This window comes from Nitrosococcus wardiae (assembly GCF_004421105.1).
GTDB classification, from domain to species: Bacteria; Pseudomonadota; Gammaproteobacteria; order Nitrosococcales; family Nitrosococcaceae; genus Nitrosococcus; species Nitrosococcus wardiae.
Map to the genome: position 1 here is coordinate 2,451,417 of NZ_CP038033.1, position 16,648 is coordinate 2,468,064.

At 51.4% G+C, this 16,648-nt stretch carries 16 protein-coding genes; 5 read left to right on the forward strand and 11 right to left on the reverse strand.

Annotated elements, in window-relative coordinates:
- The first annotated feature begins 7 nt into the window (after nucleotides 1-7).
- Both E3U44_RS11830 and E3U44_RS11835 read left to right on the forward strand, forming a co-directional pair.
- Nucleotides 8-202 carry a hypothetical protein gene (locus E3U44_RS11830; RefSeq protein ID WP_134358390.1) on the forward strand — a complete coding sequence of 65 codons (195 nt, stop codon included), beginning with the start codon at nucleotides 8-10 and terminating at the stop codon, nucleotides 200-202.
- 18 nt (nucleotides 203-220) lie between these two features.
- Nucleotides 221-664 carry a YcgN family cysteine cluster protein gene (locus tag E3U44_RS11835; RefSeq protein WP_134358391.1) on the forward strand — a complete coding sequence of 148 codons (444 nt, stop codon included), beginning with the start codon at nucleotides 221-223 and terminating at the stop codon, nucleotides 662-664.
- Between the two features lie 39 nt (nucleotides 665-703).
- Here E3U44_RS11835 and E3U44_RS11840 read toward each other — a convergent pair whose 3' ends face one another.
- The 5 genes from E3U44_RS11840 to E3U44_RS11860 form a co-directional block, all read right to left on the reverse strand.
- Entirely contained in the window at nucleotides 704-3,385 is a 2,682-nt protein-coding gene (locus E3U44_RS11840; RefSeq protein WP_134358392.1) for a bifunctional acetate--CoA ligase family protein/GNAT family N-acetyltransferase, read from the reverse strand.
- A 262-nt stretch (nucleotides 3,386-3,647) separates the two neighbouring features.
- The gene (locus E3U44_RS11845; RefSeq protein WP_134358393.1) at nucleotides 3,648-4,100 is read right to left on the reverse strand and encodes an HU family DNA-binding protein; all 453 of its coding nucleotides are present in this window, start codon (nucleotides 4,098-4,100) and stop codon (nucleotides 3,648-3,650) included.
- A gap of 379 nt (nucleotides 4,101-4,479) precedes the next feature.
- Nucleotides 4,480-4,947 (reverse strand): hypothetical protein, encoded by a 468-nt coding sequence (locus E3U44_RS11850; RefSeq protein ID WP_134358394.1) that lies wholly within the window; start codon nucleotides 4,945-4,947, stop codon nucleotides 4,480-4,482.
- Between the two features lie 167 nt (nucleotides 4,948-5,114).
- The gene (locus tag E3U44_RS11855) at nucleotides 5,115-5,444 is read right to left on the reverse strand and encodes a DMT family transporter (RefSeq protein WP_134358395.1); all 330 of its coding nucleotides are present in this window, start codon (nucleotides 5,442-5,444) and stop codon (nucleotides 5,115-5,117) included.
- A 206-nt stretch (nucleotides 5,445-5,650) separates the two neighbouring features.
- Complete coding sequence (locus E3U44_RS11860) at nucleotides 5,651-6,823, reverse strand: PilT/PilU family type 4a pilus ATPase (protein ID WP_134358396.1); 1,173 nt, start codon at nucleotides 6,821-6,823, stop codon at nucleotides 5,651-5,653.
- A gap of 139 nt (nucleotides 6,824-6,962) precedes the next feature.
- Between E3U44_RS11860 and E3U44_RS11865 the strand changes: the two genes are divergently transcribed.
- The gene (locus E3U44_RS11865) at nucleotides 6,963-7,877 is read left to right on the forward strand and encodes an AEC family transporter (protein ID WP_134358397.1); all 915 of its coding nucleotides are present in this window, start codon (nucleotides 6,963-6,965) and stop codon (nucleotides 7,875-7,877) included.
- Between the two features lie 10 nt (nucleotides 7,878-7,887).
- Here the strand turns inward: E3U44_RS11865 and E3U44_RS11870 are convergent, their stop codons facing one another.
- Entirely contained in the window at nucleotides 7,888-8,634 is a 747-nt protein-coding gene (locus tag E3U44_RS11870) for a competence/damage-inducible protein A (protein ID WP_134358398.1), read from the reverse strand.
- Between the two features lie 136 nt (nucleotides 8,635-8,770).
- Complete coding sequence (locus E3U44_RS11875) at nucleotides 8,771-9,928, reverse strand: RNA-guided endonuclease InsQ/TnpB family protein (protein WP_134359818.1); 1,158 nt, start codon at nucleotides 9,926-9,928, stop codon at nucleotides 8,771-8,773.
- A gap of 46 nt (nucleotides 9,929-9,974) precedes the next feature.
- Here E3U44_RS11875 and E3U44_RS11880 point away from each other — a divergent pair, with 46 nt between their 5' ends.
- Nucleotides 9,975-10,115: a ribbon-helix-helix protein, CopG family gene (locus E3U44_RS11880; RefSeq protein WP_240761824.1), complete on the forward strand. Its 141-nt coding sequence runs from the start codon at nucleotides 9,975-9,977 to the stop codon at nucleotides 10,113-10,115.
- A gap of 303 nt (nucleotides 10,116-10,418) precedes the next feature.
- Nucleotides 10,419-12,341: a DNA repair helicase YoaA gene (locus tag E3U44_RS11885; RefSeq protein ID WP_134359820.1), complete on the forward strand. Its 1,923-nt coding sequence runs from the start codon at nucleotides 10,419-10,421 to the stop codon at nucleotides 12,339-12,341.
- On the opposite strand, the gene E3U44_RS11890 is transcribed toward E3U44_RS11885, so the two are convergent.
- The 4 genes from E3U44_RS11890 to E3U44_RS11900 all read right to left on the reverse strand — a co-directional run bounded on the left by E3U44_RS11890 (nucleotide 12,254) and on the right by E3U44_RS11900 (nucleotide 16,315).
- On the reverse strand, nucleotides 12,254-13,267 hold the full coding sequence (locus E3U44_RS11890; protein ID WP_134358400.1) for a bile acid:sodium symporter family protein: 1,014 nt from the start codon (nucleotides 13,265-13,267) through the stop codon (nucleotides 12,254-12,256). The two genes, E3U44_RS11885 and E3U44_RS11890, sit on opposite strands and share 88 nt — an antisense overlap.
- A gap of 100 nt (nucleotides 13,268-13,367) precedes the next feature.
- Entirely contained in the window at nucleotides 13,368-13,580 is a 213-nt protein-coding gene (locus E3U44_RS20020) for a response regulator (protein WP_240761414.1), read from the reverse strand.
- A 28-nt stretch (nucleotides 13,581-13,608) separates the two neighbouring features.
- A complete protein-coding gene (locus E3U44_RS20025) occupies nucleotides 13,609-13,881 on the reverse strand; it encodes a hypothetical protein (protein ID WP_240761415.1) in 273 nt (90 codons plus the stop codon).
- Nucleotides 13,874-16,315: a Lon protease family protein gene (locus E3U44_RS11900; RefSeq protein ID WP_134359822.1), complete on the reverse strand. Its 2,442-nt coding sequence runs from the start codon at nucleotides 16,313-16,315 to the stop codon at nucleotides 13,874-13,876. Before E3U44_RS11900 ends, E3U44_RS20025 begins: the two co-directional genes overlap by 8 nt.
- Nucleotides 16,316-16,648 lie beyond the last annotated feature (333 nt).

A 16,648-nucleotide genomic window follows, 5' to 3' on the forward strand; every position in this document is an offset into this window, starting at 1 on the left:
TTTCGACATGACGAGCTACTCGCCTGTGGCTAGTCGGGAGAATTCGCGCCTCAATGCGGTCCTCAGGCGGTGGCTAGGCCACGGCCCGTGGGGTCTTTACCGCTCCACGCGCTTTATCGGTTCCGGCGCTCCCCGCTGTACCCAACCTCAAACTATTTTTGGCCGTATTAATACCCCTATCGTGGAAAGTTTTAAGGGATAAACCTCGCGGGAAAATACGATGATTGAACCTGAATTCTGGAAACATAAGACTTTGCAAGCTATGTCCCCAGAGGAATGGGAGGCGCTGTGTGATGGTTGCGGTAAATGTTGTCTGTATAAGCTAGAAGATGCGGAGACTGGAGAGATCTTCTATACGGATGTGGCTTGTCGACTCTTGGACCTACATAGTTGCCGCTGCATGGATTATCAGCACCGTGCTCAGAAAGTGTCAGACTGTTTAAGCTTGAGGGCGGAGTTGACAGAAGCGCTGAAGTGGCTGCCCTCCACCTGCGCTTATCGTCTGATAGGGGAGGGCAAAGAACTGTTTGATTGGCATCCCTTGATTTCCGGTGATCCGGAAACCGTACACCAGGCTGGTGTTTCAGCACGGGGGCGGACAGTTCTAGAATCCCAAGTTCGGGACTTGGAGGATCATGTGGTGGATTGGCCTGCTAAGGGTTAGTCCCAGATTTAAGGATAAAGAGCTTCTCTAGCAATATTGCTATAGCCGGCGATAGACCCGCATAAGCGCAGGATCGTCAGGATGGGCGGTGAGGATGAAATGCAATGATCGGCATAAACTAAGCATGCGGTAGTTATTCTCTAAGACATCCCCTTCCATGATTTCTAGGCCCCGCTCTCGCGCTACATCCATGAGTGCTTCCATCAATTTGTGGGCAATTCCTTTATGTTGCCAAGCATCGGCGACGACGAGGGCAAATTCACAGCTCGTTCCATTAGGGTGGGTAATATAACGGGCGACGGCCACTTCCTCTTCTTGGCCCTCTTGTTCGGTCACCACGATCAAAGCCATTTCACGGTCATAATCAATTTGCGTAAAACGGGCTAGCAAGGCGGGCGGAAGTTCCTTTAAAGCCTGCATAAATCGAAACATTCGTGCTTCCGCGGAAAGTCCACGGACAAACCGCTGTTCTATTTCCGCATCCTCGGGACGAATAGGGCGGATAATGATTTCTGTGCCGTCGGGTAATTGCCAGCGCTGGACGAGATGATGGGGATAGGGATGGATCGCCATATGGGCGTAAGGAGTCATCGCCGGGGGCGGATAATCGAGGGTCATCCGGGCATCCACAGCCACTGCATCACATTCGTCCACAATGAGAGGATTAATATCCATTTCCTTAAGCCAGGGAAGCTCACAGACCATTTCAGAAACGCGTAGCAGAATTTGCTCAATGGCTTCCATGTTGGCCGCGGGCAAATTACGGAAGGGACCTAGCAGACGGGAGATACGGGTGCCGGCGATCATACTTTGCACCAAACTCCGGTTGAGCGGAGGAAGAGCCACAACCCGATCGCTAAGTACTTCCACAGCAGTGCCTCCGGCACCAAAAGTAATTGCAGGGCCAAAGATGGGATCTCGAATAATTCCGATCATTAATTCCCGTCCATTGGGTTTGATACACATGGGCTCAATGGTAACCCCTTCAATAGGGGCGTCGGGTCTATGACTTTTGACGCTATTGATAAGATCTTGATAGGCGCGCCGCACCGCTTGACCATTATCTAGGTGAAGTCGAACCCCATCCACGTCACTTTTATGGGTGATCTGGGCAGAGGCGATTTTCATGGCCACGGGGTAACCGATTTCTTGCGCCAAAACCAATGCTTCATTGGGAGAGCGGGCCATCATGCAAGTGGCAACGGGAGTACGGAAGGCCCGTAACACAGCTCTTGCCTCCATGGTGCTGAGTTCTTTTCGATGTTCAGCAAGGGCATTTTCGATGATAAGCTGTGCTCCGCTGGCATCAGGGGGTTCACGTCGGGATAAGGGCCCTGGAGTTTGCAGTAATTGCAGTTGATTGCGATGATATTCGGCGAGAAAAGCAAAGGCTTCTACGGCCGCTTCTGGAGTTTGAAACCATGGAATTTGGGCTTTACTAAAGGCCTCGCGAGCGTAAGCCACCTGAGTTTCCCCCATCCAACAGGCGAGAATCGGTTTGCTTCTGTCCTCAGAAGCGAGCTTAATGAGGGTTTCGGCCACCTCTTGGGGATGGGTCATGGCTTGGGGGGTCAAAATGACTAACAGGGTATCCACATGATCATCCTGTAAACACAGGGTAATTGCTTCTCGGTAGCGTTCCGCTGAAGCATCTCCAATCACATCCACGGGATTGCCATGAGACCACGTAGGGGGGAGGGCTTGATTTAACTTTTCAGTGGTTGAAGGGGTTAAACATGCCAGTGGTATGCCTAGGTCCTCAGCCCGATCGGCGGCTAACACCCCAGGGCCTCCGCCGTTGGTGATGATAGCAAGCTGGTTGCCTCGGGTGCGGTAACCTGAGGCCAAAGTCCTGGCAATAGAAAATAATTGCACTACGGTGGTGGCCCGTACCACACCTGCACGCCGTAAGGCAGCATCAAAGACATCATCGGCTCCTACTAGCGCTCCAGTGTGAGAAGCTGCGGCTTGGGAGCCCCCGGCGTGCCGACCCCCTTTTACCGCAATAATGGGTTTTACCCGGGCAGCAGCGCGGAGCGCGCTCATGAATCCCCGGGCATGATGAATTCCTTCTATATAAAGAAGAATGCTTTCGGTGTGATGATCCAAGACTAAATAATCCAAGATTTCACCGAAATCTAAATCGGCAGAAATACCTGTAGAGATCACCGAGGAGAAGCCAATTTTGTTATAAGTCGCCCAGTCTAAAATTGCCGTGCATAGAGCTCCGGATTGGGATACTAGTGCTAACTTGCCGGGAAGTGCCATACCCTTATTAAAAGTGGCGTTGAGGCCAAGATGGGGGCGCATAATACCGAGACAATTAGGGCCCAACAGTCGAACCCCATAATTCTGCGCTTGGAATAGGAGCTTTTCCTCTAACTCCCTACCCAGAGGACCAATTTCCCGAAAGCCTGCGGAAATGATAACAGCCGCCCCCACGCCATGTTTGCCACAAGATTCAATAATGTCAGGAACTGTGGCTGCCGGAGTGGTGATAATTGCAAGGTCAATGGGTTTTCCTAAGGTTTCCAATGAGGGATAAGCGGGTTTTCCTTGGACCGTTTCCCGCTTGGGGTTAATGGCGTGGATTTCACCATGGAACTCGGCCTCCAACATGTTCTTAAATACCGTCATACCCACGGAGCTGGGGCGATCACTGGCGCCAAAGACCGCAACGGATTGGGGTTCAAATAATGAATGCAAAAAATGGGTAGTCATAGTTCTTCTGAGCCTTGCCGCTAATGATGACCCTGATTGGTTTTATAGATATTGATTGATGGGCCTGCAAGGAAACCTTTGCTAGGCGGGCTTGGCGAGATGGAGGATAAAACTGATAGGGGACTGATAGGGTGTCTGGATGACTAAATTTGGTAAATGTAATTTCCAGCTTTTTTTATTAGAAGCAATGGGGCGAAAAAATGCAGCGGCTACGTATATGGGAGCGAAACATAGCCGCCTATGAGGGAGTTTTTCCTAAAAATTAGGCGACCATATCCTTTAGTTTTTTCAATGGCCGTACTTTGACGACGGTTCTAGCAGGTTTAGCGGCAACGTCCATGGTTTCCCCCGGTTTAAAGGGATTAGGGACATTTTTTTGCGCCTTTCGTGCAGGTTTTTTTACTGTAGTGATCTTTAATAATCCCGGTAGGGTAAATACCCCTGCGCTACGTTTTTTAATATGGCGGTTAATGAGTGTATTGAGTTCATCAAACACAGCGACAACGTCTTTTTTGGAAAGATTGGTATTTTCTGCAATGGTGGCATAGAGCTGGGTCTTCGTCATTGGCTCACGCAGTCCAGCGAGTTTGCGCTTGGTGTTATTGGGTGTTTTAGTGGCCGCCCTCGTAGTTGTGCGGGAGGTTGCGGGTGTTGCTTTGCTGTGAGCTGCCATTGTTTTTGTTGTTTTTTTAGCTGTGCTTGGTTTCCTAGCCATATTATTCTCCATTGGGTATAGCCGTCAAAATATTCATGACAAATACAATAGGCCTAAAATATCAGGGCCAATGATTTTAGTTTAAATAAAAAAGAGAGGTTAAAACAACGCGAAATAATATCATAGAGTCGCGGAAGGGGGAGAAAGATTGAGATAATTTAGGAGTTAAACCCTATAGTAAGATAGGTGCGGCTAGCGATGGCATCATCGAAATAGAAATCAGCAAACAGGCAGAGATGCGCCTTCCCTGGCGCGCTTCTGCGTGCACCCCTCGGATATCCTAATTCGCGCCCGGCGATCGGTCGCTGCATTCAATTTTCTCTTTCTATAAAAGGGTTGTCCAACAATTTCTGGGGATAAAAACCAAAGTTTAGGCTAATTAGTCCGTGGGGGGAATACCTTGAAAAGGGGTGTGCTTATTGATAGGCGCGTGGGGGGAACCCTCTTCTATTGAAGTTTCGGGGGTATCTGAATATTGGTCTGATCCTATAACAGATATTCGGCACCCTAGGCAGCGCACAAATGTTTGCCGAGCAGGACCAATCACTAGGGTATCTGCAGCTTCTTTAACATTACCACCTAAGACACTAAAAGGGAGGCTGGCTAGGAAAATACCTGTGCCTATCCCTGTGGCCACTAACAGTAAGGGGCGACCGATCAGGAGATCTCCGATCATTCGGAAGTAACGTGGTTCATCTTCAGTCTCGGTATAGGATGACGCAGGACTTGATTCATAGGCTTGCATAGAGGTGCCGGCAGCATTAGCAAGGATTGGAAAGTTGGCTGCACTACTGAAAAATGCTAGACAAAGTAGATAAACTAGAGATTTTTGCTTGAATTCTGCCATAATATTTGCCTCGGAACAGGAATGCTTATAGGATTTTTTGATCCTACCTAACGGTAATCGCAAGCTTTTAGAATTTATCGGCCGATCAATAATTCACTAAAATTGCTCTTTCTAGAGAGTCTGGCTTGGTAAGGGTAGAGATCGTTTTTGCGGAGGGTAGGTAAAATTCAATGCTTCAGATCGCTTAGATTAATTCCAATTACACCCAACATGATAAGCGCAATGCTTGCAAGCTTTAGTGAAGTGATTTGTTCCTTGAAGTAAAAGAAGCTGATAATCGCAATAAGCCCTGTTCCGATACCTGACCACAACGCATAGGCGATACTGAGATCGATCTTTTTGAGGCTATAGGTCAATGCAGTAAAAGATAGACCATAAAAGATAAAGATCAAAATCGAGGGGGTCAAGCGCGAAAACCCCATAGATAATTTCATGCAGGTCGTTCCTGCCACCTCTAATAAAATAGCAAGCATTAGCGATAGCCAGCTATGGTACATGCCCCTACCTCTTGATAAATGGTTATGGTCTTCTTGGGTAAGGCGGGATTGTAGTCAACGCCGGGCAATATGGGAATAGGATCGATAGCTAGCCCTATATTGCTGGGCATGCCTCAAGCTTACCAAGGCAAGGGAGAGGCTTCCGTCGGTACCAGGTTGATTGCACTATTAGAATAACAAGGATTAGTGCGGCTGCCCAAGAAAATTTAATCTTCTTCTTCCACTAGGCTAAAAGAGAGTCCCCCTGATGCGCTCTTTTCCGTTTTTTGCTCTGAGGAAGCGTTTTCTGTGGAGGTGGGCTTAGCGGTAGCCCCGGGGTTTTTCTTTGATAAGTTGATTTTAAGGCGGAGGTTGTTAGGGGAATCGGCATTGCGTAATGCTTCCTCAACGCTGATATGGCCTGTTATATATAATTTATAGAGGGCACTGTCAAAAGTTTGCATGCCGAGATTTTCTGACTTTTCCATTACTTCTTTAATGGCATGGATATCACCGCGGTGGATAAGATCGCGAACCAAAGGCGTACCCAGTAAAATTTCAATAGCCGCGGTGCGTTTGCCATCAATAGTGGGAACGAGACGTTGAGACACAAAAGCCCGTAGGTTCAAGGAGAGGTCCAATAGAAGCTGCGAACGCCGGTCTTCGGGGAAAAAGTTAATGATCCGGTCAAGGGCTTGGTTGGCATTGTTAGCATGCAGGGTTGAGAGGCACAAATGGCCTGTTTCTGCAAAGGCAATGGCATGTTCCATCGTGTTCTGATCACGGATTTCTCCAATCAGAATCACATCAGGAGCTTGGCGAAGGGTGTTTTTAAGCGCATCTTCATAGCAATCCGTGTCAACGCCCACTTCCCGTTGATTAATAATAGATTTTTTATGGTGATGGATATACTCGATAGGGTCCTCAATGGTGATGATATGCCCGGCGCTGTGATTATTGCGGTGGTCGATGAGCGCGGCAAGGGAAGTAGATTTGCCGGAACCCGTTGCCCCTACAAACAGAATGAGGCCATGTTTAGACATGACAACCTCTTTTAATATGGGGGGTAGACCGAGGTTATCCGCGTTGGGGATAGTGGTCTTAATATTTCGGATGACCATCGAAACGGCACTGCGCTGCTTGAAAATATTGACCCGAAAGCGTCCTATGCCCGTTTCGGAAATGGCTAAATTCATCTCAGGTTTGTTCTCAAACTCGGCTGTTTGTTCTTCATTCATGATGCCATAGGCTATTTCCTTAATGTCGTTAGAGGTTAAGGCTTTTTTTTCAAGGGGTTTCAGTAAACCGTGAAACTTGGCACAAGGGGGGGCTCCGGCACTGAGATAAACATCCGAGCCATCGTGGGCCACTAATATTTTCAGGTAATCCTTAAATTCCATGGTGGAGCCTCCAAAAGCGGGTTGATTTATTTATGCGTTATTCCGACATTATTTCGACCCTACTGCTAGGGGCTTAAGGGATCTGCATCACATTTCAATAACTAAAATCCATCTATCTCACATATTGACACAGTGATCCATGATTGAAGTCCTGCTGCAAATGGCAGCATTCATTGTTTGTGGCGTTGCCTGGCGCCGTTTTTCTCAACGACGCCTCAGCCCCAAAGAGAAGCGTGAAGTCCTAACGGAGTTGGTTTACTATTTATTTCTCCCTGCCTTGGTGCTAGATGTCCTATGGTCAACGAATTTAGGAAGGGCTACTGCGGGCATTGCCATGGTGGCTGCGAGCGGCGTGTTAATGGGGCTTGCCCTGGCTTGGGTCGTTTATTATTTGGCAGCCACTCCTCGTCCTACCCGTGGCGCGTTGCTTCTCGCGGCCGGTTTTCCAAATGCCACCTATTTAGGGCTCCCCGTGTTGCAAAGCACCTTAGGGGAGTGGGCAAGAGCGGTGGCTATACAATATGATTTATTTGCCTGTACACCGCTGGTGCTTACCCTGGGAATCCACATTGCCCGTACTCATGGTATCGGTGAAAAATCTGCTAATCCCTTGATTGAGCTACTCAAAGTACCCCCCTTGTGGGCGGCTGCCATGGGGGTGAGTCTTAATCTTGGCGGTGTGGCAGAGCCCGATTGGTTCCATGGCTTTTTAACCATGATGGCTTCGAGTGTGGTGCCTTTAATGCTCCTTTCACTGGGTATGGGGTTGGAATGGCCCCGTGGCCAGTGGCGGAATTTACCGCTATTGCTTCCCATACTTATTATCCAGTTAGGGTTAATGCCCGTCTGGGCCTGGTTCATTAGTGATTTTTTTAACTTCGATTCCTCTCAGCGGATTGCGGCGATCTTGGAGGCGGCCATGCCGAGTATGGTGTTGGGGGTGGTATTGTGTGATCGCTTTCAGCTGAACACCTCCATTTATGCGGCGGCGGTGACTCTCTCTACCATCTTTAGTCTACTGACGTTGCCCTTTTGGTATCGCTGCCTTAGCTAAGCGCGTCAAATCAAATAAAATGCCAGGATACATTGAGCATGTCTAAACGATCCTTCAGTTCATTCATGGCCTCTATGACTGCTGGAGTATCTCCCCGTAATCCAAGTTCAAGCATAGGCTGGCTACCACCGAGGTGGGGAAGGCAGGAGAGACGCAGGTTGGGGTAGCGGGAGACTATCTCTTCCATTATCGGAAGCAGATCACTTTCGCCAACCCCCGTCACCCGAATAATTTGCTCCGTTTTAGGCGTTAGCTCCTGTAAATCTGAATAACAAGTGTCCAGTACCCATTCCATCATAGGCCAGGCCATTTCCGGGAATCCTGGCAAGAAGTGATGGGAATGAAGGGAAAAACCAGGGACTCGATTAAAGGGGTTGGGAATAATTTGGCTCCCCTGGGGAAGGTGAGCCATTCGAATGCGGTAAGGATAGGCACGCTCCCCATATTGAGCCTCAATCTCCCGCATGGCATCGGGATGGGGAAAAAGGGCGACGCCGGCTGCTTCTGCGGCACACTGCCGGGTGCGGTCGTCTGGTGTGGCACCAATTCCACCAAAGCAGAAAACAATATCTTCAGACTGGAGGGTATGGCCTAGGGCTCGGGTAATTATCCTGGCATCATCGCCGATAAAGCTACACCAACTTAATTCTAATCCCCGCTGGTTCAAGGTTTCGATAAGATGGGGAAAGTGCTTGTCGTGCCGTTTCCCAGTAAGCAGTTCATCGCCAATAATAATGGCGCCTAAGGGCCTCTTCATGGTTTAGGTCATTGAGTTGTCTATTCACTACCGTGTCTTGGTTGCTTGGAGTTTCGCCATAACTGACTCCGGTTCGGTCCCTCCTCACCTTGTCAGTCTGACAAACTCGCGTTTCTCAGCAGTCCTCGGGCGGCGGCTAGGCCACGGCCCTTGGGGTCTTTACCGCTCCACGCGCTTTATCGGTTCCGGCGCTCCCCACCGTACCCAACCTCAAAACATTGATAGCCGCGTTGATGTCCCTATCGTGGCGGGTAGTGCAATCAGGGCAAACCCACTCGCGAACTTTGAGCGGCATGGACTCGTGAATAGTCCCGCACTCAGAGCACGCTTTGCTAGTCGGTGCCCAGCGGTCCACGATCAACACTTCCCGGCCATACCAAGCGGCTTTGTACTCCATTTGCCGGCGAAGCTCAAACAACCCACAGTCCGCGACGGCTTTGCTCAAGTGGCGGTTTCTCAACATCCCTTTGATGTTCAAATCCTCAAGACAAATTACTGGGTTCTCGTTAATCAGCTTCGAGGATTGCTGGTGCAAAAAATCCCGGCGGCTATCCGCTATCCGGGCATGAATCCGTGCTACGCGCTGCTGCTGGCGGCGGCGGCGATAAGACCCTTTACGCTTCTTGCTCAAGCGTCGCTGAGCTTGTTTTAATTGGCGAGCATATTGATAGGTGTACTTGGGTGCGCCCGATTTATACCCCTCGGAAGTAATCACTACATCCTTAACGCCCACATCCACGCCAATCACATTCTTGCGGGTAGGCAAGGGGAGAATTTCTATCTCGCAGACCAGGCTGACGAAATAACGGCCAGCCGGGTCTTTACTGACCGTCACCATTTTGGGAATACCCGTCATCCTGCGAGACCATTTCAGCTTCAGCGCCCCGAGTTTGGGCAGCTTCAACCGCTGGCTTTCGGCGTTGAAGTTCTTTTCTACATGGCGTTGGTCCAACTGGTAGCGCACCGACTGAGTCTGATGGCGCTTCTTAAAGCGGGGATACTTGGCCCGTCCGGCAAAGAAATGCTTAAACGCCGTGTCCTGGTCCCTCAGTTTCTGGGTAGGGCAACTGGCGGTGGCTTCGCCAAGCCAGGGGCACTCCGTTTGTTTCAGTGCTGTCAGCTTGCGGCTCAGGCCAGAATAGTTCAAAGATTTGCTGTGTTCCTGGTACGCCTTCGTTCGGGTCTCCAACGCCCAATTCCAGACAAACCGCGCATGGCCAAATTCGATGGCCAATTGCCGCTTTTGTGTGGGTGTGGGGTAAAACCTGAACTTGTAGGCCCATTGTGCTACCATAATGCGATGGTATTGCAAATGAATGGTCACGTCAATGGCAAGAGAAATGCTGAATGTGCGAATCGATTCCGAACTCAAGAAGAAACTACAAGAGTTGGCGAAAGGGGAAAACCGAACGCTGTCGAACTTGGTCGAGACGGTACTGGCCAACTACGCGAAACGCGAATTTATGGCGAAACGAAAGTAATGTGGCCCTCGCGTCTCATGCGCCGTTTCACTTCGCACTCTCGCTAGGGGGGGTGTCGCACTTCCTTGTGCTCCTTCAATAATATGTACATTGGATAGAGGGGGTTGCGAGTCGGTAAAATTTTTGGGAGGAATGGGCCGTTTTCGCGCTGTTCAACCGCTCCTACAAGCTGACAAGTAGCATGCGCTGCGCGCACGAAGAGGAGGAATGAGAAGCCAGGAAAACCCGCCCCTCAAAACTTATACTGAAATACTTAGGCCTTAACTTAAGGGGAATTGGTTATTGGTTTCCAACAACGTACCCATGGAATATGCTTTATTTTCTATAGCCGAGCTTTTGGGTAAAGAGGGTCCATTGGCTCGCCAAATTGAGGGGTTTGCCCCTCGCCATCAACAACAGGAGATGGCTGAAGCGGTCGCCAAGGCTTTAGAAGAAGGACAGATCCTGGTGACTGAAGCCGGTACTGGAACCGGCAAAACCTTTGCTTATCTGGTACCAGCTCTGTTGTCGGGAATTAAGGTTATTATTTCTACGGGTACCAAGCATCTGCAGGACCAACTCTACCACCGAGATTTACCCTTAGTAAAAAATGCCCTCGGCGTTTCTGCCCGGCTGGCTCTGCTTAAAGGGCGGGCCAATTATCTGTGCTTGCACCGTTTACATCTATTTGAAAAGGAAGGAAAAACAGGGCATAGCCGTTTGGCGTCGGAGTTGGTTAAGGTGCAACAGTGGGCGAGACAGACTGCTACTGGCGATACGAATGAGTTAAGCGGAATCCCTGAGGATTCGCCCTTGTGGCCCCGGGTCACTTCGACAGCGGATAATTGTTTTGGACAAGATTGTCCGTCATTTTCAGAGTGCCACCTAATGGCGGCCCGGCGGCAGGCTCAGGAAGCGGACATTCTGGTGATTAATCATCATTTACTGCTCTCGGATATGGCCTTGCGGGAGGAAGGCCACGGTGATCTGTTGCCGATGGTGGGGGCTTATGTCTTGGATGAGGCCCACCAGCTCCCTGAAATTGCCTCCCGCTTTTTTGGGCGGCGGGTGAGTAGTCGTCAATTGGTAGAGTTGGCCCGTGACAGCGTTGCGGAACAGCTCAACGATGCTCCCGATATGTCCCATATTCGCGAAACTTGTCAGCGGCTGGAAAAAGCCACGGCTGATTTCCGTCTGGCCTTGGGGCTCGGAGAACGTCGCTTGGCTTGGAGGGAGGTTGCCAATACTCCCTCGGTGATTAGAGCTTTGGAGAAATTAAGTCAGGCATTGGCGGATCTGGAAGCTGAACTGGAGCTGGCGGCAGTGCGGGGTAAGGGCTTGGAAAACTGCTTTAAGCGTTGCGGGAGTTTACAGGAACAGCTTGCGGTCTTTTCTGAAGAGATCAGTGAGGATTTTGTTTATTGGTTCGAGGCCCGCAGTCGATCTTTTATTTTAAGTGCAAGCCCTTTGGATATCAGTGAAAATTTTCAGGCTTACATGGGACGTCAACAGAGCGCTTGGATATTTACCTCGGCCACGATGGCGGTGGGGGAACGCTTCGAGCACTTCAATCGGCAGTTGGGTTTGGAAACCACCACCACTCACCGTTGGGAAAGCCCCTTCGATTTTCAACGGCAGGCCCTATTGTATCAACCCACTGGACTGCCCGAACCCCACCATTCCGATTATACCCGGGAAGTGATCAAAGCGGCCCTGCCGGTGCTCGCTGCAAGCTGTGGTCGTGCTTTTTTGTTGTTTACCAGTCATCGGGCGCTGCAGGAAGCCTATAGTTTGCTCCAGGAGCAAATCGCCTTCCCCCTGTTAGTTCAGGGCAGTGTGCCCCGCAGTGAGCTATTGAGCCGTTTTCGCACCCTGGGTAATGCCGTGCTATTAGGCACCAGCAGTTTTTGGGAAGGGGTGGATGTCCGCGGTGAGGCCTTATCTTGTGTGATTATCGATAAATTGCCTTTTGCTGCACCAGACGAGCCGCTGTTGCAAGCTAGGATCGAGGCCATCCGTCGTCGGGGCGGTAATCCTTTTATGGACTACCAGCTGCCTAATGCCATCATTCAGCTTAAGCAAGGGGTGGGGCGGCTGATTCGCGATGCCCATGACCGGGGGGTGTTGATGCTGTGCGATCCCCGTCTTCGCAGTAAATCTTATGGTCGCTTATTCCTGAGGAGCTTGCCAAGGATAGCCCAGAGTCGAGATATCAAGGAGGTGGAAGCCTTCTTCCAGACGGAGTAATTTTTGGCTATTAATGGCCCGCTGGGATGGCGTGACCAATAGTAGGCAAGCAGGGAACCGGAGAGGTTGTGCCAGATGCTGAAGAGGGCCCCGGGTAAGGCGGTTTGAGGGCTAAAGTACTTTAGGGCGAGGGCCACTGCTAGACCTGAGTTCTGCATGCCTACTTCAATGGCTACGGCACGGGACTGGCGTGGATTAAAGCCGAACAACTGGCTTAAGCCGTAGCCACTTGCCAGGCCCAGTCCATTATGTAACAGGATGCTGAGGGTGAGGGCAGGAGCGATAAGGGTCAGCTTATCCTGATTAATGGCGACAATAATCGCCACGATAAGCACAATGGCAAAGACCGAAAGGACGGGAAAAATGTCAGTGAGTTTGCCCAGCCGTTGGCCGAAAAAGGTATTCATGATCAGTCCCAAGGTGACGGGCAGCAGCACAATGGTTAGAATACTTTGCAACATGTCAGTCACGGGTACCGGGATTTTTTGCCCCACGTAAAGCCAGGTGAGAAAAGGGGTGGCGAAGACCGAGAGGAGCGTGGAAGTGGCCGTTAGGGTAATGGAGAGGGCCACATCACCCCGGGCTAAATAACAAACCACATTGGATGCCGTGCCCCCTGGACTACATCCCAGCAGGATCATTCCGGCGGCAAGATAAGGAGGTAAGCCAAAGAGGGCGCTAATAATCCAGGCGATGAGCGGCATCAATAAAAACTGTAAGAGAACGCCTACAGCGACGATTTTGGGTTGCTTGAAAATAAGCACAAAGTCGTTGGCTTTGAGGGTCATTCCCATGGCCAACATAATTAGGCCTAGTAGCGGCACGATGGCCGGCTTGAGGGAGACCCAAGGCTCAGGAGATTGATAAGCCAGTCCGGCCCCTAGGAGCGCCAGGAACGGAAATAGGGTGGTAATTCGATTGACCATTTTTTAACGACAGTTGTCAAGACCTTCACCAGATAGAGCACCAGCACCAGGAGTTGGCAGGCCACCAAGAGCAATCCCCTATCTTTTCCGTTGGTCAAAGTCAAAGCTCCTTCAGAACCGCTTGCAGGGCTTCCAAGCTCGCCGGTTTGAGCAGATGGCGATCGAAACCGGCCGCCTGGGCCTTCTGCACATCATCGCGCTGACCATAGCCGCTGAGGGCTATTAAGGGGAGAATTTCTAAATCAGGCTCCTGGCGCAACCGCTGGGCGACCTCATAGCCGCTCATATCCGGCAGGCCGATGTCCAATAACACCAGTTTCGGGTGGAATTCCCGAACCGCTTCAAAAGTCTGACCGCCTCAAGAGACTATCCGCACCGTATGGCCCAGGGCCTAAAGTAGCGCCGCCAGCGTCGGCCACGGCCTCCTCGTCTTCCACCAATAGAATGCGTCGGGCTGAGAGCGAGGTATTCGTCTCTGCCGACGCCTGCTCCGGCTTAACGGATTCCCCCTCGGGCAGGGCCGGTAGGCGCACTGTGAATTCACTGCCCTGATGGGGGCCGGCACTAAAGGCCTCCAGCTGGCCGCCGTAAAGATGGCCGCCGGATTCAATCACCCTCTCTGTCCCCCAAGCCTGGCAGAAATTGCTGCCGCCGCCGGCTCAGCTCTGCCAGATTCGCACTGATCTTGCCATTTAAACTTTCGGCGGGATAGTTGCCCTGTTCGTCGGGTTCTCCGGCAGGCAGGCCCGTAAGCATTTCCATGGCCTGATCGATGGTTTTGAGCGGATAAATATGCAATTTCCCGGCTTCCACGGCATCGATGACCTCCTGGCGCAGCATCAGATGCTGAACGTTCGCCGCGGGGATGAGTACCCCCTGCTCCCCATTCAGATGATGACCCTGGCAGAGGTCGAAAAAACCCTCGATCTTTTCATTAACCCCGCCAATGGCCTGCACTTGGCCGTGCTGATTGACTGATCCAGTAATGGCCAGCGACTGCTTGAGGGGTACCTCGGCGATGGCAGAGAGCAGCACGCACAGTTCCGCTGCTGAAGCGCTATCCCCTTCAACCTCCCCATAGGATTGCTCGAATACCAGACTTGCCGATAGGGAAAGCGGCTGAGTGCGCGCATAGCGGCCTGCCAGGAAACCGGCCAGTATCAGTACCCCTTTGCTGTGAAGGGGGCCTCCCAAGGCGACCTCGCGCTCAATATCGATTACCTCGCCCTTGCCCATATGGACCCGTGCCGTGATCCGGTGGGGTTGCCCGAACAGCAAATCGCCAAATGGCGTCACCGCTAGTCCGTTGATCTGACCCACCGTTGCCCCTTCTGTGTCAATCAAGATCAGCTCGCGCTGGATTAGTTCCTGGGCCCGCTCATATTGGCGGCTCGCCCGATAGCGCTGGGCATCGATGGTCTGCTGTACATCCTTGACCTTTACCGCCTCATGACCATTCTGGCGCGCCCAGTAATCAGCTTCCCGCATCAGATCGGCCACGCTGCGCATGTGTATGGACAGTTTCTGTGCATCCCCGGCCAGCCGCGAGCTGTGTTCGATTACCCGCGCTACGGCAGCGCGATGGAACGGCCGTAGCTGATACTTTTGGGCCAGGGTTCCGAGCAGTCGAGTATAGAGTTGGGTATTCTCCTCGCCTCGATCCATATCGATTTCGAAATCTGCCGGTACCTTGAATAATTCTGCAAATTCCGGATCTAGACTATTCAGTAAATGGAAGAATAGGGGAGGACCCAATAACACGACCTTGACGTCCAGAGGAATAGGCTCGGGTTCCAGGGTGATAGTGCTGATCAACCCCACCATTTCTTGGGGTGACTCGATGCGAATTTCCCTGGACTGGAGGGCCCGCTTTAAGGCCTCCCAGACGAAAGGTTGGGAGAGCAATTTATAGGTATCCAGGATCAGATATCCGCCATTGGCCCGGTGCAGTGCCCCCGACATGATCAGATTGAAGTCGGCAATCAAGGTGCCCATCTGGGCTAGATGTTCGATCCGGCCGATAACATTTTGGTGAGTAGGATGGTCTTCGGAGATGACCGGTGCCCCCTCTGAGGGCTCATGTTCCACCAGCACATTGACCTTATAGCGGCGCAGCAGCGCCGCTTCCATAACCGATTTGGGAATCGGTGCGCCGGCTGGCCCCGTCGGTTGCTTTTGTTCATGTTCCTCACGCTGTAACTTCAACAATTCCTCAGCCTGATCCACCAGATCCCCCTTGACCGCCTCTAGATAGCTGAGCACCCGGGGATGATCTTCATAGTGGGAATGTAACTCATCAATCAACGGTTTAACCGCCTGCTCGGCGACCTGATGGTTCAGTTCCTTGAGTTCCCGGCGGGCTCGGCGTTGCGCCCGGGGAGTTTCCTCCATAATCCGTTGCGCTTCCTTTTCCATCTCCTGTGCTGCTGCCTGGAACTCCTGGCGGCGCTCTTCCGACAATTTCTGCACCTCCTCGGGACTCATCGGCTTTCCATGGGGGTCTAAGGGAGCAAAGGCCAGTCCAGCCGGGGTCTGCATAAAGGCCAGACCCCGTTCCCGGGCTTTTTGCTGGAGTGCCTCAACGGCCTGCTGTTGTTGTTCGGTGAATCTCTCCTGCAGCGATTGCCGCCGCTGGCGGTATTCATCGCTTTCAAAAGCGCCGGATAGGGCGCTTTGTACATCTTCCATCAGTTGTTCCATGTCATCGCGCAGTTGCGGTCCCTTGCCGGTAGGCAGCCTTAGCGCAATGGGTTTATGGGGTTGGTCGAAATTATTGACATAACACCAGTCATCTGGAGTCGGCTCCTTGGGTGCCCGCTGCTCTAAAAATTGCTGTACCAGGGTTCGCTTGCCCGCCCCTGACGGGCCAAGTACGAAGACATTGTAGCCTTCCTGATTGATGTCAATCCCAAACTGCACCGCCTCTACGGCTCGCCGCTGGCCAATGATCTCAGTCAGTGATTCCAGCTCTTCAGTGGTTTCAAAGGAGAACTGCTCGAGATCACAGGCGTGATATAAGTCGGACGCGTTAAGTTCTGACAAGGTCATCATTGGCTTCTCCGGGTTGTTTTTGTTAGGGAATTCCTATCCCCTACTGTGTAGGGCAGCAGCAATGTCGGTGATACTGGAAAAAGGGTCGGGTAGCGTGTTCCGCGCTGATTCTTAGGGGTTTGTTGTCGGCTAGTTTTTCGCCCCGGCGCTGGAACTAAAATTCGAGTGGATCCATATCTGCCTCGCAAATTCTTATAATTTCTTCAGAAAAATGTCAGTACAAAGTCCAGCATTACCCATTACTTTTATATTAGAGGGTTGTCAGCAGGACTGATACACCTAGGCCCGCTAATGCCAGAAGTTGGATTCTTGAGCGAATATTTAGGGAGA